This is a genomic window from Giesbergeria sinuosa (assembly GCF_042652905.1).
Classification (GTDB): Bacteria; Pseudomonadota; Gammaproteobacteria; order Burkholderiales; family Burkholderiaceae_C; genus Simplicispira; species Simplicispira sinuosa.
In genome coordinates this window covers 14,981-37,851 of record NZ_JBHSHJ010000017.1, presented here as the reverse complement: position 1 = coordinate 37,851, position 22,871 = coordinate 14,981, and the positions used below count along the sequence as shown (strand labels likewise).

At 59.1% G+C, this 22,871-nt stretch carries 17 protein-coding genes; 7 read left to right on the top strand and 10 right to left on the bottom strand.

The genetic code is table 11. The features are described 5' to 3' along the window. Together ACFO6X_RS15455 and ACFO6X_RS15450 are read left to right on the top strand one after the other, a co-directional pair. A partial coding sequence (locus ACFO6X_RS15455; RefSeq protein ID WP_382430488.1) for a zinc ribbon domain-containing protein occupies positions 1 to 254 on the top strand: 254 nt, incomplete at its 5' end. A gap of 86 nt (positions 255 to 340) precedes the next feature. Next, complete coding sequence (locus ACFO6X_RS15450) at positions 341 to 1,678, top strand: hemolysin family protein (protein WP_382434818.1); 1,338 nt, start codon at positions 341 to 343, stop codon at positions 1,676 to 1,678. Here the strand turns inward: ACFO6X_RS15450 and ACFO6X_RS15445 are convergent. From ACFO6X_RS15445 to ACFO6X_RS15410, 8 genes are all read right to left on the bottom strand, one after another. Next, the gene (locus tag ACFO6X_RS15445; RefSeq protein WP_382434816.1) at positions 1,666 to 2,997 is read right to left on the bottom strand and encodes an SPOR domain-containing protein; all 1,332 of its coding nucleotides are present in this window, start codon (positions 2,995 to 2,997) and stop codon (positions 1,666 to 1,668) included. The genes ACFO6X_RS15450 and ACFO6X_RS15445 overlap by 13 nt on opposite strands. Positions 2,998 to 3,062: 65 nt before the next feature. Beyond that, entirely contained in the window at positions 3,063 to 5,768 is a 2,706-nt protein-coding gene (locus ACFO6X_RS15440) for a DEAD/DEAH box helicase (RefSeq protein WP_382434814.1), read from the bottom strand. Beyond that, positions 5,765 to 5,986, bottom strand: coding sequence for a hypothetical protein (locus ACFO6X_RS15435; protein WP_382434812.1), 222 nt, complete (start codon positions 5,984 to 5,986; stop codon positions 5,765 to 5,767). The genes ACFO6X_RS15440 and ACFO6X_RS15435 overlap by 4 nt, the downstream gene beginning before the upstream one ends. Continuing rightward, entirely contained in the window at positions 5,983 to 6,504 is a 522-nt protein-coding gene (locus tag ACFO6X_RS15430; protein ID WP_382434810.1) for an AAA family ATPase, read from the bottom strand. Before ACFO6X_RS15430 ends, ACFO6X_RS15435 begins: the two co-directional genes overlap by 4 nt. A gap of 4 nt (positions 6,505 to 6,508) precedes the next feature. Further along, positions 6,509 to 8,122, bottom strand: a complete 1,614-nt coding sequence (locus ACFO6X_RS15425) for a site-specific DNA-methyltransferase (RefSeq protein WP_382434808.1) — start codon at positions 8,120 to 8,122, stop codon at positions 6,509 to 6,511. Between the two features lie 73 nt (positions 8,123 to 8,195). Then, complete coding sequence (locus tag ACFO6X_RS15420; RefSeq protein ID WP_382434806.1) at positions 8,196 to 8,690, bottom strand: CreA family protein; 495 nt, start codon at positions 8,688 to 8,690, stop codon at positions 8,196 to 8,198. 40 nt (positions 8,691 to 8,730) lie between these two features. Then, the gene (gene cphA, locus ACFO6X_RS15415; protein ID WP_382434802.1) at positions 8,731 to 11,298 is read right to left on the bottom strand and encodes a cyanophycin synthetase; all 2,568 of its coding nucleotides are present in this window, start codon (positions 11,296 to 11,298) and stop codon (positions 8,731 to 8,733) included. Between the two features lie 37 nt (positions 11,299 to 11,335). After that, the gene (locus ACFO6X_RS15410; RefSeq protein ID WP_382434800.1) at positions 11,336 to 13,561 is read right to left on the bottom strand and encodes a cyanophycin synthetase; all 2,226 of its coding nucleotides are present in this window, start codon (positions 13,559 to 13,561) and stop codon (positions 11,336 to 11,338) included. Between the two features lie 210 nt (positions 13,562 to 13,771). Here ACFO6X_RS15410 and ACFO6X_RS15405 point away from each other — a divergent pair, with 210 nt between their 5' ends. The 3 genes from ACFO6X_RS15405 (at position 13,772) to ACFO6X_RS15395 (ending at position 17,596) form a co-directional block, all read left to right on the top strand. Continuing rightward, the gene (locus ACFO6X_RS15405) at positions 13,772 to 16,084 is read left to right on the top strand and encodes a cyanophycin metabolism-associated ABC transporter (protein ID WP_382434798.1); all 2,313 of its coding nucleotides are present in this window, start codon (positions 13,772 to 13,774) and stop codon (positions 16,082 to 16,084) included. A 13-nt stretch (positions 16,085 to 16,097) separates the two neighbouring features. Next, a complete protein-coding gene (locus ACFO6X_RS15400) occupies positions 16,098 to 16,586 on the top strand; it encodes a cyanophycin metabolism-associated DUF1854 family protein (RefSeq protein WP_382434796.1) in 489 nt (162 codons plus the stop codon). 110 nt (positions 16,587 to 16,696) lie between these two features. Further along, a complete protein-coding gene (locus ACFO6X_RS15395) occupies positions 16,697 to 17,596 on the top strand; it encodes a peptidoglycan DD-metalloendopeptidase family protein (RefSeq protein WP_382434794.1) in 900 nt (299 codons plus the stop codon). A gap of 90 nt (positions 17,597 to 17,686) precedes the next feature. On the opposite strand, the gene ACFO6X_RS15390 is transcribed toward ACFO6X_RS15395, so the two are convergent. Together ACFO6X_RS15390 and orn are read right to left on the bottom strand one after the other, a co-directional pair. Continuing rightward, the gene (locus ACFO6X_RS15390; protein WP_382434792.1) at positions 17,687 to 19,585 is read right to left on the bottom strand and encodes a DEAD/DEAH box helicase; all 1,899 of its coding nucleotides are present in this window, start codon (positions 19,583 to 19,585) and stop codon (positions 17,687 to 17,689) included. A gap of 249 nt (positions 19,586 to 19,834) precedes the next feature. Next, positions 19,835 to 20,413 (bottom strand): oligoribonuclease, encoded by a 579-nt coding sequence (gene orn / locus ACFO6X_RS15385; RefSeq protein WP_382434790.1) that lies wholly within the window; start codon positions 20,411 to 20,413, stop codon positions 19,835 to 19,837. A 38-nt stretch (positions 20,414 to 20,451) separates the two neighbouring features. Between orn and ACFO6X_RS15380 the strand changes: the two genes are divergently transcribed. Both ACFO6X_RS15380 and rsgA read left to right on the top strand, forming a co-directional pair. Further along, entirely contained in the window at positions 20,452 to 21,777 is a 1,326-nt protein-coding gene (locus ACFO6X_RS15380) for a M48 family metallopeptidase (RefSeq protein WP_382434788.1), read from the top strand. Then, on the top strand, positions 21,774 to 22,760 hold the full coding sequence (rsgA, locus tag ACFO6X_RS15375) for a ribosome small subunit-dependent GTPase A (protein WP_382434786.1): 987 nt from the start codon (positions 21,774 to 21,776) through the stop codon (positions 22,758 to 22,760). Before ACFO6X_RS15380 ends, rsgA begins: the two co-directional genes overlap by 4 nt. The last annotated feature ends 111 nt before the right edge of the window (positions 22,761 to 22,871 follow it).

Below are 22,871 nucleotides of genomic sequence, written 5' to 3'. Positions count from 1 at the left end.
TCAAGACGATGTTGGAATACAAGAGCCATCAGGCCGGTATCGTCTTTGAAGTAGTGAATGAAAGCTACACCACCCAGACTTGCTCGTGCTGTGGGGCCATTCCCACCAGCAGTCCGAAAGGTAGGGCAGGTTTGCGAATAAGGGAATGGACGTGCAGCGATTGCGGGGAGGCACATGACCGTGATGTGAATGCAGCACGCAACATTCTCGCGGCGGGGCATCGCCGTCTAGCAGTAGGAATTCCCGTCCTTTAGGGCGGGGAGGATGTCAAATACTGTATTGTCCCCAGCCATACAATCGACCGCCTCACCACTTTCAGGGAACAATAGGTTCCCTTCGTATGGAAATAGCAATACTTTTCGCCCTCATCCTGCTTAATGGCCTGTTTGCCATGTCGGAGATTGCGCTGGTCACGGCCCGCAAAACGCGCCTGCAAAAGCTGATTGATGAGGGCGACCACGGTGCGTTAGCCGCTGCCCAGTTGGGCGAAGATCCCACCCGCTTTCTCTCTACCATCCAGATTGGGATTACTTCGATTGGAGTGCTCAACGGTATTGTGGGGGAGGCAGCATTGGCTGCACCTTTGGCTGTTTGGCTCGAGCGTATGGGCGTGCCCCAACCCTATGGTGGCTATGCAGCCACGGGTTTGGTGGTGGTGCTTATCACCTATTTTTCTATCGTGATTGGTGAGCTGGTGCCCAAGCGCATTGGTCAATCGCACCCCGAAACCTTTGCCCGGCTGGTGGCTCGCCCCATTCATTTGTTGGCCGTGGCAACCAAGCCCTTTGTGCTGCTGCTATCGGGTTCCACCCGTACTTTGCTGCGCATACTCGGTGTCAAGGAGACCAGTGGCAGTCCAGTCACTGAAGAAGAAATTCATGCCATGTTGGTCGAAGGCACTACGGCAGGTGTGATCGAATCGCATGAGCACACGATGGTGCGCAACGTGTTCCGTTTGGACGATCGCCAGATTGGCTCACTGATGGTGCCGCGTGGCGATGTGGTCTGTTTGGATTTGGACGCATCGTTCGAAGAAAACCTGCGCCGGATTGAAGACTCTGACCATGCCCGCTTTCCGGTGGTGCAAGGTGGCATGGACAACATTCGGGGGGTGATCAATGCCCGTCAATGGTTGGCCCGCACTTTGCGTGATGGCGACCATGCCTTGTCGGGTCAGCACTTGCAGGCCGCACTGTATGTGCCCGAAACCATCACGGGCATGGAGTTGCTGGACAACTTCCGCCTGTCCGATGTCCACATGGCGTTTGTGATTGATGAGTACGGCGAAGTGCAAGGCATCGTCACTCTACAAGACCTGATCGAAGCCATTACGGGCGAATTCCAACCGCGCGACCCCGAAACCTCTTGGGCCTTGCAGCGCGAAGATGGCAGTTGGCTGCTCGATGGCCATATCCCTGTGCCTGAACTCAAAGACCGGCTGGGTTTATCGACGGTGCCCGAAGAAGAGCGGGGCCGTTACCACACCTTGAGTGGCATGATCATGTTGCTCACGGGCCGTTTGCCCAAGGTGACGGACACCGTGCAATGGGAAGGCTGGAAACTGGAAGTGGTGGACATGGATGGCAAGACCATCGACAAGATTCTGGCTTGTCGCCTGCCCCAAAATCTGCCAGAAGCCATAGAGAGCACTACAGAGGCACTGTCTCAGCGGCCATAAATCATGGCATCCAGGCGCATAGAGCGCAATTTGGCAGCCGCACGATCAGCCTCTGCACGGCTGCCAAAGGGGCCCACACGCACCCGTATCAAGTCTTTATCAGCGTTGGTGAAGTTTTGCAATGTGGCAGGCAAGCCCGCCATTTCTATGCGGGCATGCACTTTTTCTGCATTGCTTGCCAACGAAAACGTGCCTGCATGGATAAAAAACCGGCCAGTCGTCTTGTCGGCAGGCGAAGTGGCTCCTGCATCTGGCTTGGCTTGTACGGCTACTTTGGCAGGTACTTTGCCAGGAGGGGAAGGAGAGCGGGGCACCTCGGGCACAGGGACAACTGGCGTAGGCGCCACGGGTTGGCTGGCATCGCGGCTGCTATACACCTTGGCTTGGGCCTTGACCGGGGGGGCAGACGGTGTCTCGACCGGTTTGACCGCTACCTTGGCAGGGCGTCGTGTGGCGGGCTCGGCAGCCGCCATGCCATCAACTGTGGCACTGGTGCGCTCTGGTGGGGGTGCTGGGGGAGCAGCCGTTGCTTTACTTGCTGGGGCCGCCTGAACGGGAGTGGCCGCTGGTGTCACTGGTGCGGGAGGCTGCTGCACAGTGGCTATCGGTGTTGCAGGCGGTAGCGGCAAAGCAGGGGGCGCTGACCCAATAGCGGCTGTAGTGGGTGGAGCATTCAGCGGCAAAATCGGGGCAGGTGGCGATGGCATGGGTGTTGCCATCGTCGGCTCAGGTACTTTGCTGGTGAGCTGTGGCTGCTGTGTGGGTGCCATGCCCACTATTGCTGCCACGCCTCCCATGACCAGCAGCAGCATATGGCCCAGTGCTTGCCATCCTATGCGCCGTGCAGTGCCGGCTCTGCGGGCCAGCAGCGTGCGAGCCTGCGCAAGGTTGAGTGACTCGGCAATGGCATTGTGAACGCGCAACTCGGTTTGTGCATACAGGAGGGCATCGCCATACAGACCTGGCAGCACGGTGCCTACCACGGCAAAAGCCAACAACAGCCACCAACGCACCGATGCCAGGGTGGGCATGGTGGCAGCGTCTACCATCCAAAACAAACCCAGCAGCACCACTGCCAAAAAAGCATACAGTGCTGCCGGACGCCACAGCCGATAAAACACCATCCAGTGCAGGGTCAGAAAGGCCGCCACCCAATTCCAACCAGGCCGCGTCCGGCCTGTGGCCTCAAAGACGGAAAACACCCGAATATTGCGCCCCACCCCCACCGGCCCCAGAGCCTGGCGGTAGAGCGACATCAGAGGGCTATCGGGGGCAGGGGTGGTGCTGGATGTGGTTGAAGAAGCGTCGGGGGTGGTCATCGTGGTCAGCCGGATGCGGGCGAGGTCGATAGAGAGTCATCAGGGCGTAGGCGGCTGGAAATCAGTTAGTTCAGCGCCTCTTCTATCCCATCCCAGCGCTTATCTTTGAGCATCACAAATCGGCAACGGCCTTCGGACAGCTTGGCCCAGAGGCCACCAATCAGACGGTCGTCCTCGGCGCTATTCCAGCGGTCTGCACCCTTGTACTCCACAGCAAGAATGGCCTTCGGCTGATCGGTGCTGCCGGATAACTGGCACAGAAAATCAGGATAAAACCGACCATCGGCTTTCTGCAAGAAGAACGAGCAGCCTTCGCGCCGCACCAGGTTGCGCACCCAAAACTCGATGCGCCCTTGCTGCGCTTGAATATCCAGCCAGCAGGCACATTCAAACTCTTCTTTGCTGTCAAAATCACCGATGCGCCCATAAAAATGCTTGCGGAAATCGAAATGACCGAAACGCCCGTCGTAGTCACGGCTGGGGGCATAGGCTTGGGCGTGAAACTCAAATGCGTGCTGGTCGGTCACTGCCACGCGAGAGGCTGCGTCGCTGCCAAACAGCGCTTGCTGGTAGGCTTTGCTCACCGCCTGTTGGCGCAAGTCGCGGATACGCGCTTCTAACAGATGGCGAATCAGGAATTTTTGTAAATTAGCGCGTCCCAAGTTGAAGCCATCGCGGCGCAACAAGTCGGTCAGCCAGGCCGCGACAAAGGCTTGCTTGCTGGCGTGGGTCAAAGACGGCTCGGGCAGGTTGCGGCAAAGCCAAGTGGCAAGCCGAATAGCATCCCAGTGTTCAGGTTGATAGACCAGCCCCAAATCCCGTTGCAGCTCAGGCAAAAATCGCGCCATGACGCGCCCCGAGGCATTGTCCACGTCAATCACCCCGCCTTCAGCCACCTTCAGGCCCGCACCGAGTAAGGACAGATCATCGGCTGTGGGGGCTGCATCGTAGGGCGACAAGTCCCACGGGTAGTCCAGCACCTCTGGGTCGTCGAACAAAGTCAGCTCGCCCTGCACGCGCAAAGCCAGTTGCGGCACACCAAAGCGCACCCCCAATTCGGCTGGGGTCTGAAAGAACTCGATGGCTGTGGTGCGACTGACTTCGGCGGCCTGCACAATGGCCGCTGCGGCAGTTGCCGATTGCACTGAAGCACTCAAGGCTTCGGCCTCGTCCTCGGTCAGTGGGGTGCTGATGGTCAAGGTGTTGAGCTTGCCGTCCCAGCGCACCTTATCACGCACGGGTTTGGGCACACTTTTCAGGTCGGGTTTTTCTGGCAGGGTGATGGTGACCGGGCGAACCATCACGCGCCCGGCGTGGCCTTCCAAATCCAGCCGCGCCTGTTCGGTTTGGGCAGCGGTGACAAACTCGGCCACCTCGCGCTTCTCGAAACCAGCGCCAGCCACCAACCGGTCACGCAGGGTTCCGGCGGTTTCGGCAAAGTTGCGCGAGACCACGAAGGCGTAAGACTGGTTTAACGCCTTGGCTTGCCGGTGGCTGGCACCGGGCTGGCGCAACACGCGGCCCAGCAATTGCTCCACCGCCGTCGCCGACGACAGCGATGCCATGCTCACCAAGATGTAAGCAAACGGGCAATCCCAGCCCTCGGCCAGCGCCTTCTGGGTGATGACAAACTTGACCGGGCAAACCGGATCAGCAATACCCAAGGGGTAATCGGCCTCGATTTGTTCCAGTCCCTTTTCTTCGCCGGTAGCCAGCACAATCTCGTTGGCTGGGATATTGTGATTGCTGATCAGCTCGTTTTTCAGCCGCTCAAAATCCAGTGTCTCCACCCCGGCGCGGCGCGGCTCGGACTGGATTAGCACCAAAGGGCGCAAATAGGGCGCACCGGCACGGCATTCTTCAGCGGCCAGTTGGTGCAGCGCCTCGCGTCGTCCAATCGCATCGGCCAAACACTGCTGCCAGTTGGGCTCGGTTTGCAGCAGCACTGGCAGCTTGATCATTTCTTCTGCCTTCAGCTCGGCAGCGCACACGCTGTGCAGCACGTTGCTGGGTGTGCGCTCCAAGTCGGGCGTGGCGGTGAGTTCCATGACTCCGCTGGGGCGAAAGCGCGCCAGCATATCAAAGGCCAGCTCGGTGCGGCTGTTGTGCGCTTCGTCCACAATGACAAAGGGGCGGCGCAAGCGCAACACGTTGGCGAGTGAATACGGCGTGGTGCGCTCTGTGCCTTCACCATCGCGCAACAAAGCATCGCGCTGTGTGGGTGATAGGTTGTCAAAGTGGTGCATTAGTGCGCCGCTGGACTGGTACACCTTGCGGCATTCTTCCTCTTCTACTTGAAACGCCTGTCGCGTGGCCACGATGATGGTGGTTGAGGTATCCAGCGTGGCGCGGGTGATGCTCTTGGCTTCGTCCAAATCCAGCACGCTGATAGGGCCAGCCTCGCGCAGAGCAGCATGGTAGGGATGGACGCGATTTTTAAGCGCCTTGAGGGTCTGCTCACGGATGGGCTTACTGGGTACCAACCACAAGATGACGCTGTGCTCACAGCGCAACAGATGCGTGTTGACGAGTTGCACACTCTTGGCGGCCAGCCAAGTTTTGCCGCCGCCCGTGGGCACACGCAAGCAAAAGTAGGGCATATCCGACGGAAAGCCCGACAAGGGGTAATACGGGTTGCCGCGCTCCCAGAGGCGTTCTGTGGTGGCAGTGAAGGCTATCGAGGGCGATGGCAGTTCATGGCAGGCCTGGAAATAGGCTTGCACGCTGTCCAGCACTTGCTCTTGATAGCGCTTGGGTGTGAAGGCGCTCATGTAGGTTTTCCATTCACAGAAGCTGCATCTTTCGGCGCGCTGTCGGTGTGGGCCGCTTGGGGATAGATGTGCTCTAGTACCCCGTTGCGCATCACCACCACGGCGGTGCCGGTCTGTGCGGCAACTTGCCGGGCGCGCAGGGCGGCACGTTGCAAGGCCAGCCAAGAGCCACGCAGGTCGGCATTGATTGCGCTCTCGATCGGTTGGGAAGGGGTCATGGTGCTTCACTCCAATTCAGCAAAATTGGTTCTTCGCCCGAGTTGTCGTACAACGCCCACGCATCCACAGCAGGGGCGTAATGGCGGCTCAGGTTATCTAGCCCGGCATCAAAGCGACGGCGGATTACGGCTTCAGGGATATGGTGCCCCCCTTGTTTCACCCGCTGGGCTACCCGTGCCACGGCCTCCTGTGCGCTGGCCAGCCGCAGAAAAATCAACTCCACACGGTAGCCAGCAGCACGCCAACGGGCGATGTGGCGCAGGTAGGCACGCCCTGACAGGGTGGTTTCAAACGCAAAACTCTGTCTGGCTTGGAAATGCCGCTCCAGTTCTGCCAGCATCAGCCGCGCTGCTGGCAAAGCGGCGCTTTCGGGGGCAAATGGTGCCAAGCCAGCCGCAATCAGATCGGCATTCAAAAATTGGGGACAATCTGCCTCATTCGGCAGAAACTCGCGGGCAAAGGTGGTTTTGCCCGCGCCATTGGGGCCAGCAATGATGATGACTTTGCGCTCGGCCATCGGGTCAAAGCTCCAGCGCGTAAGGGGTTTGTTTGAAGGTGATGCCTTCGCGGGCAGTGCGGGTGCCCAAGCGGTTGGCAGCGGCGTAAACCACTTTGGGGCCAGCAAACTGGGGCAACACCTGGAACACCGGGCCGGTCAGCACATTGCCGCCACCGATGGATTGGTCTTTCAGGATGCCGTTGTAGAGCAGGTAAATAGCGCGGCCTTCATGCACGCCCAGCAGCGGTGAATCGGCTTGGCCGGTGTAGCCGGTCTGGGTTTCAGAGAACCAGACAAATTTGGCCAGTTCAGCAAACGTGACATCGCTGCGGATTTGGCCGTCGGCATTGAACAGGGGTTCGGTGGACAGGCGGCAGAATTGGAAGCCGCCGCCGACACCTTCTACCGTTTGGCCCTTGGCGTTGGTGTAGCCCTCGGCCACCCGTTTGACGCGCTCGGCGGTGACGTTTTGCGCGATGTGGTCGTCTATTTCCACCAGAATGAAACGGCGCTGGCCACCGTCTTCGGCGTTTTGTTTTAGTACCGCGTGGCCGGTAGTGCCGGAACCGGCGAAGCTGTCGAGGACGATGGAGTCCTTGTCGGTGGCAATTTGCAGGATGTGCTCAACTAAACGGACAGGTTTTGGCGTGGAAAACGCCTGTACACCAAGAACATTCCTGATTTCTTCCGCCGCCTCGTGATTATGTCCATAGACATCCGAGGGCCACCAAGTGCTCGGAGGACGGGTTGCATCACTATCAGCGTACTGTTTTACGTACACCTGCCAAACACCTGACTGCTTCAGCCATTCGATTTCGCCTGCCACAACAAGCTCGTCATAGTAGCTTCGTTGTCCTCGCCATCGTCCCTCAGAACCGTCTGGGCGAATCGGCATTATCGGTGTGCCATCTGGTGCAGTAAGTTCATAAAACAAGTTTGGACGATCTGCCCTTTTTGCACCGCTCCCCTCTTTTCGCCATTGGCGACGACGATATTTTTTCCCGTTTTCCAAATCAATGTTTGTGAATTGAGCGTTATTTTGTTCAAACCGTAGTCGATTCAACGAAGCCAAAGTTGACTTCCCATAGGCCACTATATGGTCGGTATCCCAGCTGACTAATTTCGCATCCATTCGAGGGCTATATGCTTTTTGCCACTCGAACTGTGCAATGAAATTCCCCCCCCCGAAAATCTCATCCATCAACAGCCGCAGCGTTGCCACTTCGTTGTCATCAATGGACACAAAAATCGCCCCATCTTCGCGCAAAAATTGCTTCAGCAACACCAAACGCGGGTACATCATGCACAGCCAGCGGTCATGCCGGTCTAGTGTCTCGCCCTCTTTACCCACCACCTCGCCCAGCCATTGGCGAATCTCCGGGCTGTTCACATTGTCGTTATAGACCCAGCCCTCGTTGCCGGTGTTGTAGGGCGGGTCAATATAGATGCACTTGACTTGGCCGGCGTAGCGCGGCAGCAGCGCCTTGAGGGCGTGCAGGTTGTCCCCCTGCACGATCAGATTGCCTGCATCTGCCGGGCCGCAAGAAAGCTCAGGCACTGGCTCCAGCAGGCGAAACGGCACATTTTTATGGTGCTTGGTGACGGCCTCTTTGCCGATCCAGTTCAATGTTGGCATGGATGCCTAAGCCTTTCCGCTGTGCGCGATGGTGTGGTGGGGCCATCGGCGTGTTGTTTTTTATGGGCTACCTTTAGCGCACCGGAATGGGGATGCTTCGATCCACCGGCACGGCTGTGACGCTATTTTGCGGCGAACCATCAATCAGCTTTTCTGAATAGGTCAGATACACCAGCGTGTTGCGTGTGCGATCGACCATGCGCACAATGCGTAGCCGTTTGAACAACAAGGACATGCGCTCGCTAAACACTTCTTCTTGCTGGCGCAAGGGCTTAGGAAAGCTGATGGGGCCGGTTTGGCGGCAGGCAATCGAGGCTTCGGCGCGGTCTTCGGCCAAGCCCAAACTGCCTTTGATGCCGCCGGTACGCGCCCGCGACACGTAGCAAGTCACGCCCGGTGCGCCAGGGTCGTCATAGGCCTCCACCAGAATGTCGTGGTCGCGGCCAATCAGCTTAAAGGCGGTATCGACCGTACCGATTTTTTCGCCACTGGCTGCCGCTGCTACGCTGGTAAGCGCCAGCAACAGCCCTGCGGCATGACGGCCCCAAAAAGAAGAAAGTAGGTGCATGGTGTGCAGATTGTGCCGCACTGCTTGCACCTGCGGGGCATCAAGCCTCGCTACAACGCTGTGCCAAATGGGCCAGTGCTTCTTCCACTTGATCGACCAGCACCAAACACAAATCGCCGGGAGTCAGACGGGCCAGCGCGGCATCAATGGCCTTGAATTCACCGTAGATTTCTTCGATGTGGCGCGTGCGGCTGGCCCCTTGCAAGCCTTCGCGCAGCAAGGCAATCACCTCGCCATCGTCGCGGCCCCGTTGGGCAGCGTCTTGGTACAGGATGACATCATCGAAGGCAGCGCCCAAAATCACAGTTTGGGCGCGGATGTCTTCATCGCGCCGGTCGCCCGCACCGCTGATGACCACGCTGCGCCGGTTGCCGGGCAGCGCATCCACAGCGGCCACCAAGGCACGCATGGCATCGGGGTTATGGCCGTAGTCGGCAATCACCGTGGCCCCCTTATAGTCCATCAGGTTAAAGCGGCCCGGAGCGTTGTCGCTGTCATTGACAAAACCAGACAGCCCCCGGCGGATGGTTTGCCACGGCAGGCCAGCACCCCACGCGGCGGCCACGGCGGCCATCACGTTCTCAACTTGGAAGCCAATTTTGCCGTTGCGCGTGATGGGCACGTCGCGCAGGTGGATGGTTTCGCGCCACGAGCCTTCGGCGGCCACAACGGAGTCGCCATCCACATAGACCGAGCGATGCCCTTGGGCACGGTGCGTCGCCATAACGGGGTGGTGGCGGTCCGCAGCAAAGAAGATAATTTTGCCGGGGCAGGCCGGGGCCATTGCCGCCACAATCGGGTCAGCAGCGTTGAGCACACCATAGCCGTCTGCGGCCACGTTTTGCACAATCACGCGCTTCAAGACGGCCAAATCTTCTACCGTGGTGATGTAGTTCAGGCCCAAGTGGTCGCCTTCGCCAATGTTGGTGACCACGGCCACTTGGCAGCGGTCAAAGCCCAAGCCCTCGCGCAGCACACCACCGCGGGCGGTTTCAAACACGGCGGCATCCACTTCGGGGTGCAGCAGCACATTGCGGGCGCTGCGGGGGCCAGAGCAGTCGCCGCTGTCAATTTGGCGGCCATTCACATAGACCCCATCGGTATTGGTCATGCCCACGCGCAAGCCTTGGGCCGAGAACAGATGGGCAATCAGGCGCGCCGTGGTGGTTTTGCCATTGGTGCCCGTCACCGCCACTACCGGGATGCGGCCATCTTGGCCGGGGGCAAACAGCTCGTTGATCATGGCTTGGCCCACATTGCGCGGTTTGCCATAGCTGGGGGCCAAGTGCATACGCAGGCCGGGGGCGGCATTGACTTCAACAATACCGCCGCCTTGCTCTTCAATCGGGTGCAATACGCTTTCGCAGACCAAATCGACGCCGCAAATGTGCAGGCCAATCATTTGTGCGGCGGCCACCGCACGGGCGGCCAAGTCGGGGTGTACGTCATCGGTCACATCGGTGGCCGTGCCGCCGGTGGACAGATTGGCGTTGTTGCGCAACACCACGCGCTGGCCTTTGGCCGGAATAGAGTCGGGCGTGAGGCCTTGGGCGGCCAAACGGGCCACTGCAATATCGTCCAGACGGATTTTGGTCAGGGAGGTGGCATGGCCTTCGCCCCGGCGGGGGTCAAGGTTGACCAAATCGACCAGTTCGCGCACGGTGTGGATGGCATCGCCCAGCACTTGGGGTGGCTCACGCCGGGCAGCGGCCACCAAATGGTCGCCCACCACCAGCAGGCGGTAGTCATGGCCGGGCAAGAAGCGTTCTACCATCACCGTGCCATATTCTTCGGCCACGCGGTAGGCATCGTCCAGTTGGGCACGCTCGGTGATGTTGACCGTCACGCCCTTGCCTTGGTTGCCGTCTTGCGGCTTGACCACCACCGGCAGGCCCACCTCTAGGGCTACAGCCCAGGCTTCGTCCATGCTTTCCACCGGGCGGCCCAGTGGTACGGGCACACCAGCGGCGTGCAACAGGCGTTTGGTCAGGTCTTTGTCTTGGGCGATGGATTCGGCCACGGCGCTGGTGGAGTCCAGTTCAGCCGCTTGGATGCGGCGTTGTTTGCTGCCCCAGCCAAATTGCACCAAACTGCCTTGGGTCAGGCGGCGGTAGGGAATACCACGCGCCACCGCAGCCTCGACAATCGCGCCAGTGCTGGGGCCAAGGCGCTCATCTTCGTCCAGCTCGCGCAATTCGGCCACTGCGGCCACGCCATCGAACTGACCGCCGCTCAGTGCGGCTTCAATCAGGGCTTGGGCCTGCTCAAAGGCTTTGCGGCCTACGGCTTCTTCGGTGTATTCCACAATCACTTGATAGACACCGGGGTCGATGGTGCTGGCCGTGCGGCCAAAAGTGACTTGGCAACCCGCTTGTGCTTGCAGTGCCAACGCAGCGGACTGCAACACATGGGCCAAAGAGATATCGCTGTCACTGCCTTCGGGGTGCAGCGTACCAATGGCCGGGAACAACGCCCGCAAGCGGGCTTCAAAGCCATCGAGTTGCGCCATCGCACGCTCAGCGGGGGTGCAAGAGACCACGGCCTCGATAGCGGTATTGCGGCTCCACAGGTTAGGGCCACGCAGGGCACGGATGCGGGAAACGTCCATGATGGGTTCTTCTTTCGGCAGCTAAAGGGGGCGAGGCTTACAGGGGCAGTACGGACGCACGCGGCGTGCTGGCTGCTGGGGCAGCCGGCTCAAAGGTTTTGATACCAGCGGCAATCAGGTCGGGGGCGATGTCCAGCGCCCAAGCGGCGGCCACCGCCGCCAGCAGGGTGGGTACATCAGCGGCCAGTGCTTCGCGGCCAGCGGTCAGGCGCTCTAAGGTGCCAATGGATTTTTCGCTGCTGCCAGTCGCCAGCACCACTTTGCCATCGTGCAGCAACACGGCACGGCCTTGGTCTTGGTTGCGATGGGCCACCACCGCAGGCAAGTCAGGGTCAACGGCATACAAAATCACATCACCATCGCACAACGGGGCCAGCTCGGCAACCTGAGGTTCTGCTGCATTGAGCACCGCTGCGCCTTGCTCTAGCACCACATCCACTTGGGTGCGTAGCACCTTGGTCATTTGCGCTGGCTCTTGGATGTCAAACTCGGCCAGCGTGTCAAAACCATCCATGTCGGTCACAACCCCCACCGTGCAGCGGTCATAGGCCAAGCCATCTTGCAAGATCACGCGGGCATCGTTTTCGATCACAGCGGCTTGCACCATTTGGCTGACCAGCAGGCGGTGTGCGCCAGCCCAGTGGGCGCTGTCGCGCGTATCCACGCAACGCTCATTCATGAACATGCCTTCACGGCAAGCCAAGCCGGTAAAGTGGCCGCCCAGATGCAGCAGCCACGCTACCAAGCGAGCAATGGTGGCCGTGCCACGACGCCCCGCCACCCCCACCACCGGGATACGGCCCGGTGTGGGTGCATCTTCGCCTTCTTCGATCGGGAACAGATGCTCGGCAATCGCTTGCCCGACTGGGCGGGGTGCGCCTACGGCGGGCTTGAGGTGCATCAGCAAGCCGGGGCCAGCATTCACCTCCACAATCGCGCCACCTTGGCTGTGCAAGGGCTTGGAGATGTCTTGCGCCACCATGTCGATGCCCGCAATATCCAGCCCTACCACCTTGGCAGCCAACTGAGCAATGTAGGCCACATCGGGGTGTACCTCGTCGGTGCAATCAACGGCCACATTGCCATTGCGCTGCACCACCACCTGCTGTCCAGTAGCGGGCACGGCTTCGGGGGTCAAATCTTGGCGTTTGAGTTCCAGTTGCACCTTGGCATCGGTAGCCACGTCAATCAATTCCAGCGGGTATTCTTCTTCATGGCCGCGCCGAGGGTCAGAGTTGAGCTGGCTGTCGATGAGTTCACGCACGGTGTGGCGGCCATTGCCGGTGATGCTCACCACCTCGCCCCGCGCTGCGGCCACCACTTTGCCGCCCACGACCAACAAACGGTGTTCATCGCCGGGGATGTAGCGTTCTACCATCACATCGCTGCCCTCGGGGTAGGCCACATGGTAGGCTGCTTCGATGTCCTCTTGTTTGCGCAAATCCAAGGTCACGCCCCGGCCATGGTTGCCATCGGAGGGTTTGACCACCACCGGCAGGCCAATGTCTTGGGCGGCTTCCCACGCTTCTTCGGGGCTGTTAACAATTTGCCCTTCGGGAATGGGCACACCGCAGGACTTGAGCAGGCTCTTGGTCAGGTCTTTGTCGCTGGCGATGCCTTCGGCAATGGCGCTGGTGTATTCTGATTCTGCCGTCCAGATGCGGCGTTGGCTGGCCCCGTAGCCCAGTTGCACCAAGTTGCCATCATTCAAGCGAATATGCGGGATACCCCGGTCTCCGGCTGCGGTCACAATGCAGGCGGTACTGGGGCCAAGGTAACGGTCGTCCACTTCGGTGCGTACCAAGGCCACAGCGGCCTGCACGTCAAACGGCTGGTCATTGATAGCAGCCATGATCAGGCGATGGCCTTGGGCCAAGGCCACGCGGGCCACTTGTTCTTCGCGGGCGCGGAACACCATGCGATAAACACCGCGCTGCGAGGTGCTGCGGGTTTGACCAAACCCAGTCGGCATACCGGCCAAGTTGAGCAGCTCAATCACGATATGTTCTAGCACATGGCCGCACCAAGTGCCTTCTTGCAGGCGCTGCAAAAAGCCGCCGCGTTCGCCCACACCGCAATGGTGCTCGATCAGGGCAGGCAGCCATGCTGTCAGGCGCTCATTGAAGCCGGGCAGCAGATTGGAGGGGTAGTCCTCCAGTGCGCCCAAGTCAAGCCAAACTTCTAGCACTGGGCGGTAAGTCCAGATATTGGGGCCGCGCAAATAGTTGATGCGTAGCAATTGGATGTCGTTGAATGTCGGCATGGGGGCAGCGTCAAGCAAGTGGAATAAGGGAGTATTGCAGGCCCAGCGGGCTAGAAAGTGATTGTGCGCGCATGGCAGGTGTCAGCGCATAAAGCCTTCGCAGCGTTATTGCAGAGTGCGCAAGCACCCCGAGGCCCCACAGGGGCGACAAGCCAAGCCACCTGGCAGGCAGCCACCCAGGGCTATCGGGACTGAAAAGACCAAGCAAAAATGCCACATCATCCTGTGAATATCTCGGAGGTTCCGGGCGGCCCCTTGGGGGCCGAACTGCGGGCCAAGCTCGCTCCCCATGAAAACGTCCTAGCCACGCTGGCGGTTGACTTGAGTGTCGATTTGCGCTTTGCTACCGGCCAAGTGCTACTGACCGAGCAACGCCTGCTGGCCCACACCTCTGACAGCGCAGGGGTACAAACATGGCCCTTGGCGCTAGGCCAAAGCCTGCGTCTGGTCGATTATGGCGGCGTAGCCACCCTAGAACTGCACGATACCCAACAACGCTTGGCCCTGTGGCGCTTGACGATGGGGCTCCATGCCTCGGCACTGCAACTGGTGCAACGGTTTGAGCAGCAGATAGCGCACCTGCAATCAGGGGCCGCCGTGCAGCAAACCCCTGATGCTGCGCCCGCTTGCCCGGTGTGCCATACCGTTTTGCCACCCGATAGCGAAGAATGCCCCGCTTGCGCCCGCGCCCAGCCTGCCAAAACCTCCACCTGGGTGCTGCTGCGCTTGTGGCGTTTTGCCCGGCCCTACCGCTGGCAATTGGCCGCTGGTTTTGGCCTGACGCTGGCCTCCACTGCGGCTACTTTAGTGCCACCCTACCTGACCATCCCACTGATGGACGATATCCTGATTCCGTTCCAAAATGGCAAACAAATCGACCCGATGTTGGTGCTGCTGTATTTGGGCGGTTTGTTGCTATCGGCACTGGCGGCTTGGGGCTTGGGCTGGGCACGCACCTACATTTTGGCGCTGGTGTCCGAGCGCATCGGGGCCGATTTGCGCACCACCACCTACGAGCATTTGCTCAAGCTGTCTTTAGATTACTTTGGCGGCAAGCGTACTGGTGATTTGATGGCACGCATCGGTTCTGAGACCGACCGCATCAACGTCTTTTTATCACTGCACGCGCTGGATTTTTTAACCGACGTGCTGATGATTTTCATGACAGCGGCCATTTTGTTCAGCATCAACCCGTGGCTGGCGCTGGTCACATTGGTGCCACTGCCGTTTATTGCCTGGTTGATTCATACCGTGCGCGACAAACTGCGCACCGGCTTTGAAAAAATCGACCGCGTTTGGTCGGAAGTCACCAATGTGCTGGCCGACACCATCCCCGGTATTCGGGTGGTCAAAGCCTTTGCCCAAGAAAAGCGCGAAGCCCAACGTTTTCACGACGCTAACCAGCACAATCTGGAAGTCAACGACAAGTTGAATCGCACTTGGTCTTTGTTCAGCCCCACGGTCTCGCTGCTGACCGAAATCGGCCTATTGGTGGTCTGGGGCTTTGGCATTTGGTTGGTGTCTAAAAGCGAAATCACCGTCGGTATCTTGACCGCCTTTATCGCCTACATTGGCCGCTTTTATGGCCGTTTAGACTCCATGAGCCGCATTGTCTCGGTCACGCAAAAGGCTGCTGCCGGGGCCAAGCGTATTTTTGACATCCTTGACCATGTGAGCAATGTGCCCGACCCAGCCCAGCCGGTCAAAGTAGAAAAGGTGGCGGGCGCAATTGCCTTGCGCGATGTGGATTTCCGCTACGGTAGCCGCTCCGTCATCAAAGGTTTGAACTTGGACATCCGCCCCGGCGAGATGATTGGCTTGGTCGGCCACAGTGGCTCGGGCAAGAGCACGCTGGTCAACCTGATTTGCCGTTTTTACGATGTGAGCGATGGCTCCATCCAACTCGATGGGGTCGATGTGCGCCGTATGGCCGTGGCCGATTACCGCCGCCATATCGGGCTGGTGTTGCAAGAGCCGTTCTTGTTCTTTGGCACGATTGCCGAAAACATCGCCTACGGCAAACCCGAGGCCACGCGTGAAGAAATCGTGGCTGCAGCCCGGGCCGCCCACGCCCACGAGTTCATTTTGCGCCTGCCGCATGGTTACGACTCGCTGGTGGGTGAGCGTGGCCAAGGCTTGTCGGGTGGCGAGCGCCAACGCATCAGCATTGCCCGCGCCCTGCTGATTGACCCCCGCATCCTGATTTTGGACGAAGCCACCTCAGCCGTCGATACCGAAACGGAAAAGGAAATCCAAAAAGCCCTCGACAACTTGGTGCAAGGCCGCACCACCATCGCCATTGCCCACCGCCTGTCCACCCTGCGCAAGGCCGACCGGCTGGTGGTAATGGACAGAGGCGAAATCGTCGAAGTGGGCCCACACGACGAATTGATGGCGCAACAAGGGGCTTACTGGCGCTTGTACGAAGCCCAAGCCCGCCGCGCCGAAGAAGACGCACAAGCTGCTGGCTTGGTGATTGACAGTAGCCTGACACACTCGGCCCACCCAGCGGGCAACCCCTGAAAGAACATCGACCATGCTCCGTCCTTCTCCCTCTACCACCAGCGTATTGCTAGAACGCAATGCCCACGGGCGTTTGGTGCTCACCTTGCCCGATGGCACCCAGCACAGCGATGTGCAACCGGTGCGCGCCTTTCCGATTGCGGCCCCCGGCGAGGGGCTATCCTTGGTGGGCAGCGATGGGCATGAACTGCTGTGGATTGAACGCTTAGCCGATTTGCCCGCTGTGCCCCGCAGTCTGATCGAAGCAGAACTGGCCGTGCGCGAATTTGTTCCAGCAATTCAAAAAATCTGCTCCGTCTCTGGCTTTTCTACTCCCAGCACTTGGCAAATAGAAACCGACCGAGGCCCAACCCAACTGGTGCTCAAAGCCGAAGAAGATATCCGCAAACTGGCAGGACGCACCCGGCTGTTGATTGCCAGTGCCGAGGGGCTGCAATTCAAAATTGACGACACCAGCCTACTAGACAAACACTCGCGCCGTTTGTTAGAGCGGTTTTTATGAGCAGCCATCGCCAATCCCCTGCAATCAATTGAGCGCACGATGCAGGCCGAGGTCTTTGGCACAGGAAACACCAGTTTGGTAGGCGCAGTACGGTATCTTTAGGCACCTTGATGCTTGGCTTTGACACCGTGAATTCCTCTCCTGACATCCGCTCTATTTCTTCTCCATTGCTGCAACGCCGGGCTGCCCTGTGGGGCGCCCTGAGCTGGCTGGCCTTGCCTTCGATGGCGGCGGCCAAGGCGCCTGTCAGCGAGAGCTGGCCCCACGCCTTGCAGGTGCCTGGTGGTGTGGCCCACCTGTCGTTGGGGCCAGCGCCACAACGGCCCACAGTCCATGCTGGGGAGGCACCTGTGCTGGTGCTGGGGGATATGATTGAATGGACAGCACTGGTGGGCATTCCATTGGCGGCCACACCCGGTACTGCACACATTCTGGTGCAACTGCCTGGCGGCAAGGCACACCCGCTGTCGTATGACATAGCCCCTAAGCAGTACCCACAACAGCAGCTGAAAGTGGCACCACGCACGGTGGATCTTTCTCCAGAAGACAATGCGCGCTACGAACGCGAACGCGCCCACCAGCAGCAAGTAATGGCAACGTTCAGTGAGCCCCTACCCTCCACATTGCGTATGCAAGTGCCCACCCCAGGGCGGCGCTCTAGCTCGTTTGGCCTGCGCCGGGTGTTCAATGGTCAACCGCGTAATCCACACAGTGGTATGGATATTGCCGCTGCCACAGGCACCCCAGTGCTGGCACCGCTGCCAGGCCGGATCATCGATGTGGGTGATTATTTTTTCAACGGCCAAACCGTTTGGCTAGACCACGGTGGTGGGTTGCTCTCAATGGTTTGCCATCTCAGTCGCATTGATGTGCAAGTAGGTACCACGGTGAGCACTGGACAACGCCTAGGTGCCGTAGGAGCCACAGGCCGAGCCACTGGCCCGCATTTGCATTGGGGTGTCATGCTCAACCGTGCGATGGTAGACCCGGCCTTGTTTCTGGCAGTTTGAAATCTTCAAAACATAAAAAAGCGCAGCCTGCCAAAGACTGCGCTTTTTTCGTTGGGGATGCTGCTCCACGCAAGGAGCAACCGTCAGTATTTAACGTGCAGGACGCGCAGGGCGCTTGCGGGCATCGTGTGGTGCAAAAGGCTTGCCACCCGCACCGCCACCGCCATGCTTGGAGAACGCAGGCTTGCGAGGCGCAAACTCACCACGGGGAGCCATCTCGCCGCGGGGCGCAAAATCACCACGGGGGGCGAAGTCACCGCGTGGCGCACCACCGCGTGGGCCGTCACCAAAACCACCACGACCGCTATCGCCAAAACCGGGCTTGCGGCCATAGCCTTCGCCATCACGGCGCGGGGCCGCAAAACCACGGTCTTCACGCGGGCCACCAAAGTTGCCACCACGGTCATCTGGGCGGCCTTGCACGCGTTGGCGGTCATTAAAGCCGCTGGCACCACCAAAGTTGCGCTCACGGTCGCCACCAAAGCCACCGCCAAAACCGCCACGACCACCACCACCGCCAAACTTACGACCACCACCACTGCGGCCACCGCCGAAGTCGCCCTGTGGGCGGCTGCCCGGCTGCGGGAATCGCTGCACTGGCTCCAAACCCGGAATCACTTCGGGCTTGAACTGCTGGTGGGTATGGCCTTCAATGTCAAAAATCTTGCGACGATCGCGGAACTCGGCAAAAGTGATAGCCAAACCATCGCGGCCTGCACGGCCTGTGCGGCCAATACGGTGCGTGTAATCTTCAGCCTTCATGGGCAGGCCATAGTTGAAGACGTGGGTGATGGTGGGTACGTCAATACCGCGCGCAGCCACATCGGTAGCCACCAAAATCTGCACCTGGCCTTGACGCAAGGCCATCAGGCGGCGGTTGCGCAAACCTTGGCTCAATGCACCATGCAAAGCCACGGCGCTAAAGCCTTCTTGCTGCAAGTCATTGGCCAAGCCATCGCACTCCACCTGGGTGCTGGCAAACACAATGGCTTGGTTGATAGAGGTGTCGCGCAGCCAGTGGTCAAGCATTTTGCGCTTGTGTTGGGCGTTGTCGGCCCAATACAGCACCTGCTTGATGTTGACGTGCTTTTCATGCGGCGCGTCGTTTTGGATTTTCTTGACCGACGAGCCGTTGTCGTGCATCACGCGCATCGCCAACTGCTGAATGCGTGGCGCAAACGTGGCGCTGAACATCATGGTTTGCTTGCGTTGGCTGGTCAGTTGGTTCACTTCCGCCAAGTCATCGGAGAAGCCCAAGTCGAGCATGCGGTCGGCTTCGTCCACCACCAAGAACTGCACCTTGTCCAGCTTGATTTGCATAGAGCGTTGCAAGTCCAGCAGGCGGCCAGGGGTAGCCACTACGAGGTCAGCGTTTTGCAGTTTGGCAATTTGCAATTGGTAGGGCATGCCGCCCACCACATTGGCTACGCGCAAGCCACGGGTGTGCTTGACCAGATCAATCGCATCGTGGGCCACTTGCTGGGCCAGTTCGCGGGTGGGGCACAGAATCAAAGCACCGGGGGTGGCAGGCTTGAAGTTGCGCGCGTTGGTGGGGTCTTTGCGCTTGGGGCGCTTGGGGGGTGCTTCGCCACGGGCAATGGCCTCAGCGGCAGCGCGTTCGTATTCGGCGCGGGCGGCAGCTTCGTTTTCGGCCAATTGGCCAATCAAGGTGTGCAGCACAGGCAGCAAAAAGGCGGCGGTCTTGCCACTGCCAGTTTGGCTGGAAACCATCAGGTCAATGTAGCGACCATTTTCACCACCAGCGCCCATCGCCAAAGGAATGGCTTTTTGTTGCACTGTGGTGGGCTGGGTGTAACCCAAATCGGCCACGGCTTGCACCAGCTCTGGGGCCAAGCCCAGCTCAATAAAACCATTGGGTTCAGCCGTCACGGCATCGTCGGCCATCACGGTTGCATCTTGCAGGGAAACTTCGGAAATAGCGGCATCAGCAGCGGCGAAATCGCCCTGCACTTGAAAAGTGTCAGTCATATTTTTCTCACACGAGAACAAACGCCGACAGCGTGTCAGCGGTAGTTCCGTTCATGGTTAAAAAACATCAACCATCAAACGAAACCTGCACGAACGAGAAGTGTTGGCGCGGCTGGGTATCTAACACGAGCTACAAGGCGCATGGCTTGCTGGCTCGCAGACCCAATGTGTGAAGGGAGATGCACAGTTTGCACAACAAGTGCTGTGCAGCCTTTGATTATCACACGGATAGGGGTTTCCCCGCAAGCGTTATACGGCCAAAAAATGCTGGCGGTAGTGCAACAGCTCGTCGATGGACTCATGCACATCGGCCAATGCGGTGTGCTTTTGTGCCTTTTTAAAGCTGCTATAGGCTGCTGGCTTCCAGCGTTTAGCCAACTCCTTGAATGTGCTGACATCCACATTGCGGTAGTGAAAATACGCTTCCAGCTTGGGCATGTAGCGTGCCATAAAGCGCCGATCCTGGCCGATGCTGTTGCCGCACAACGGCACCTTGCCTTTGGGAACGTATTTTTTCAAGAAATGGATCAGCTCGTGTTCGGCCTCGGCCTCGGTGGTGGTCGATGCCTTTACTTTGTCGATCAGGCCGCTGCGGCCATGCGTGCCTCGGTTCCAAGCATCCATCTTGCCCAAGAGTTCATCGGATTGGTGAATCACCAGCACTGGGCCTTCAACGCGCACGGTCAATTGGGCATCGGTAATCACCACGGCAATTTCGATGATGCGCTCAACTTCAGGGTTGAGGCCAGTCATTTCACAGTCTAGCCAGACCAGATTTTGGTCGGATTTGGCCAAGGTAGGAGGGGTAATGTGCGGGGTATCTGACATGGGGCGCGATTGTCCCCCATGCCCTACACTCCCGCCCCATGCCTGCTGCTCCTTCTGCTTTTTTGACGCCCGCCTTGGCACTGAGCATGGCCTTTGCGGCTGCGCTGGTGTTGGGCCTGCTGCTCAAGTTTTGGTTGGCCTCGCGCCAGATTCGCCATGTGGCCCGCCACCGCAATGCCGTGCCTGCGGCTTTTGCTGGACACATCAGCTTGGCGGCGCACCAAAAGGCAGCCCGCTATACCTTGGCTAAAGCCCAACTGGGGCTGATAGAGATGGCACTGGGTGCTGCCGTGCTCTTGGGGTGGACACTGCTGGGTGGGCTCAATGCACTCAACCACGGTTTGCTGGAGTGGCTCGGCGGGGGCATGGTGCAGCAATTGGCACTGCTGGCCTGCTTTGTGCTGATCGGCAGTTTGATAGAGCTGCCACTGACGCTGTACCAAACCTTTGTCATTGAACAACGCTTTGGCTTTAACCAAATGACTTGGCGCTTATGGCTGGCCGATGCCCTCAAGTCCACGCTGGTCGGTGTGGTGATTGGGCTGCCATTGGCAGCCACTGTCCTGTGGCTCATGGGGGCGGCTGGCCCCTGGTGGTGGCTGTGGGCCTGGGGCTTGTGGATGGGTTTTAACCTGTTGTTGATGGTGATTTACCCGATGTGGATTGCCCCCCTGTTCAACCAGTTTCAGCCATTGAACGATGAGGCACTCAAAACCCGTGTTACCGCATTGATGGAGCGTTGTGGTTTCAAAGCACAAGGGTTGTTTGTTATGGATGGCAGCCGCCGCAGCGCCCATGCCAATGCTTACTTTACGGGCTTTGGCGCGGCCAAGCGGGTGGTGTTTTATGACACCCTGCTGCGCCAACTCACCCCTGGCGAAGTCGAGGCTGTGCTGGCCCATGAGTTGGGGCACTTTCACCACCGCCATATCGCCAAGCGCATGGTGATGTTGTTTGCCTTGAGTCTGGTGGGCTTTGCACTGTTGGGCTGGTTAGCCACACAGGCATGGTTTTATACCGGATTGGGCGTACAACCGAGCTTGGCCTTGCTGGTGCCCAGCGCCTCAGCCGCGCCCAACGATGCGTTGGCGCTGTTGTTGTTTTTGTTGGTAGTGCCGGTGTTTACGGTGTTTCTGGGGCCATTGTTGGCGCAATTCTCGCGCCGAGACGAGTTTCAGGCCGATGCCTATGCCATGCGCCAAGCCAACGGCGCCGATTTGGCCAGCGCCTTGCTCAAGCTCTACAAAGACAACGCCTCCACGCTTACCCCCGACCCGGTGTACGTGCGGTTTTATTACTCCCATCCACCCGCCAGTGAACGACTGGCCCGGATGCCTTTGGTACCACCACAGACAGCGGCATGACCTCTCATCGGCAAAAAAAAGCTTCGGCCCTGGCCTTCACCAGTGGTGAACGCAGCGCGCTCCTTTCAGGGCTGGTGGTCGCCAGTCATGGCCGCCACTGCATGGTAGAAACTCCCGATGGTCAGCGCCGTATCTGCCACCCTCGCGGCAAAAAAAGCCAAGCCGTGGTGGGCGATACAGTGCTGTGGCAAGCCCCGCCCCCCGGCCAAGGCGAGGAAGGCACGATCGAGAAAGTACAGGAGCGGCGCAACCTCTTTTACCGCCAAGACGAAATTCGCACCAAATCGTTTGCCGCCAACCTCGATCAGGTGTTGATCTTGATTGCTGCCGAGCCGGTGTTTTCAGAAAGTCAATTGGCGCGTGCGCTGGTGGCAGCAGAAGCCGCCCACATTACGCCGCTGATTGCGTTGAACAAGCGCGATTTGACCGTACCGTTTGCTGCTGCTTGGGAGCGGCTGCAACCTTACCGTGACATGGCAAGCCATGAGAGGCCACGCCACTACCCAGTGCTGGGGCTGTCTCTCCACACCAATGCACCAGCCCAGCGGGCCGAGTTACTGCCTTATTTGGAAGGTAAAACCACGCTGGTGCTGGGGCCGTCGGGGTCAGGCAAGAGCACCCTGATCAACCTGCTAGTGCCGGGAGCCACCGTGCTGACGGGGGAGATATCGCAGGCGCTCAATTCTGGCAAACACACCACGACCAGTACGGCGCTGTATTGGGTGGATGAGCAACGCAGCACCGCCTTGATTGACTCACCCGGCTTTCAGGAGTTTGGCTTGCAACACATTGCCCCTATGCAACTGGCGGCCTATATGCCCGACATTGCTGCCCATGCCACGCACTGCAAGTTTTACAACTGCACGCATCTGCACGAGCCTGGTTGTGGTGTGTTGTCTGCATTGCATGCGGGCCATATCAGCGCCAACCGCTACCGCATTTATGGCGATCTTTTTGCCGAACTGGGCCAAACACGCTATTGAACCCAAAGACGCAATCGCTATAATGTCCGGCTTTGCTGGCATCACCCCGTCGGCCAATACTAGTTACGAGACGGGGAACCCGCCATGCAAGGTCTTGAGGCCCGATCTCCC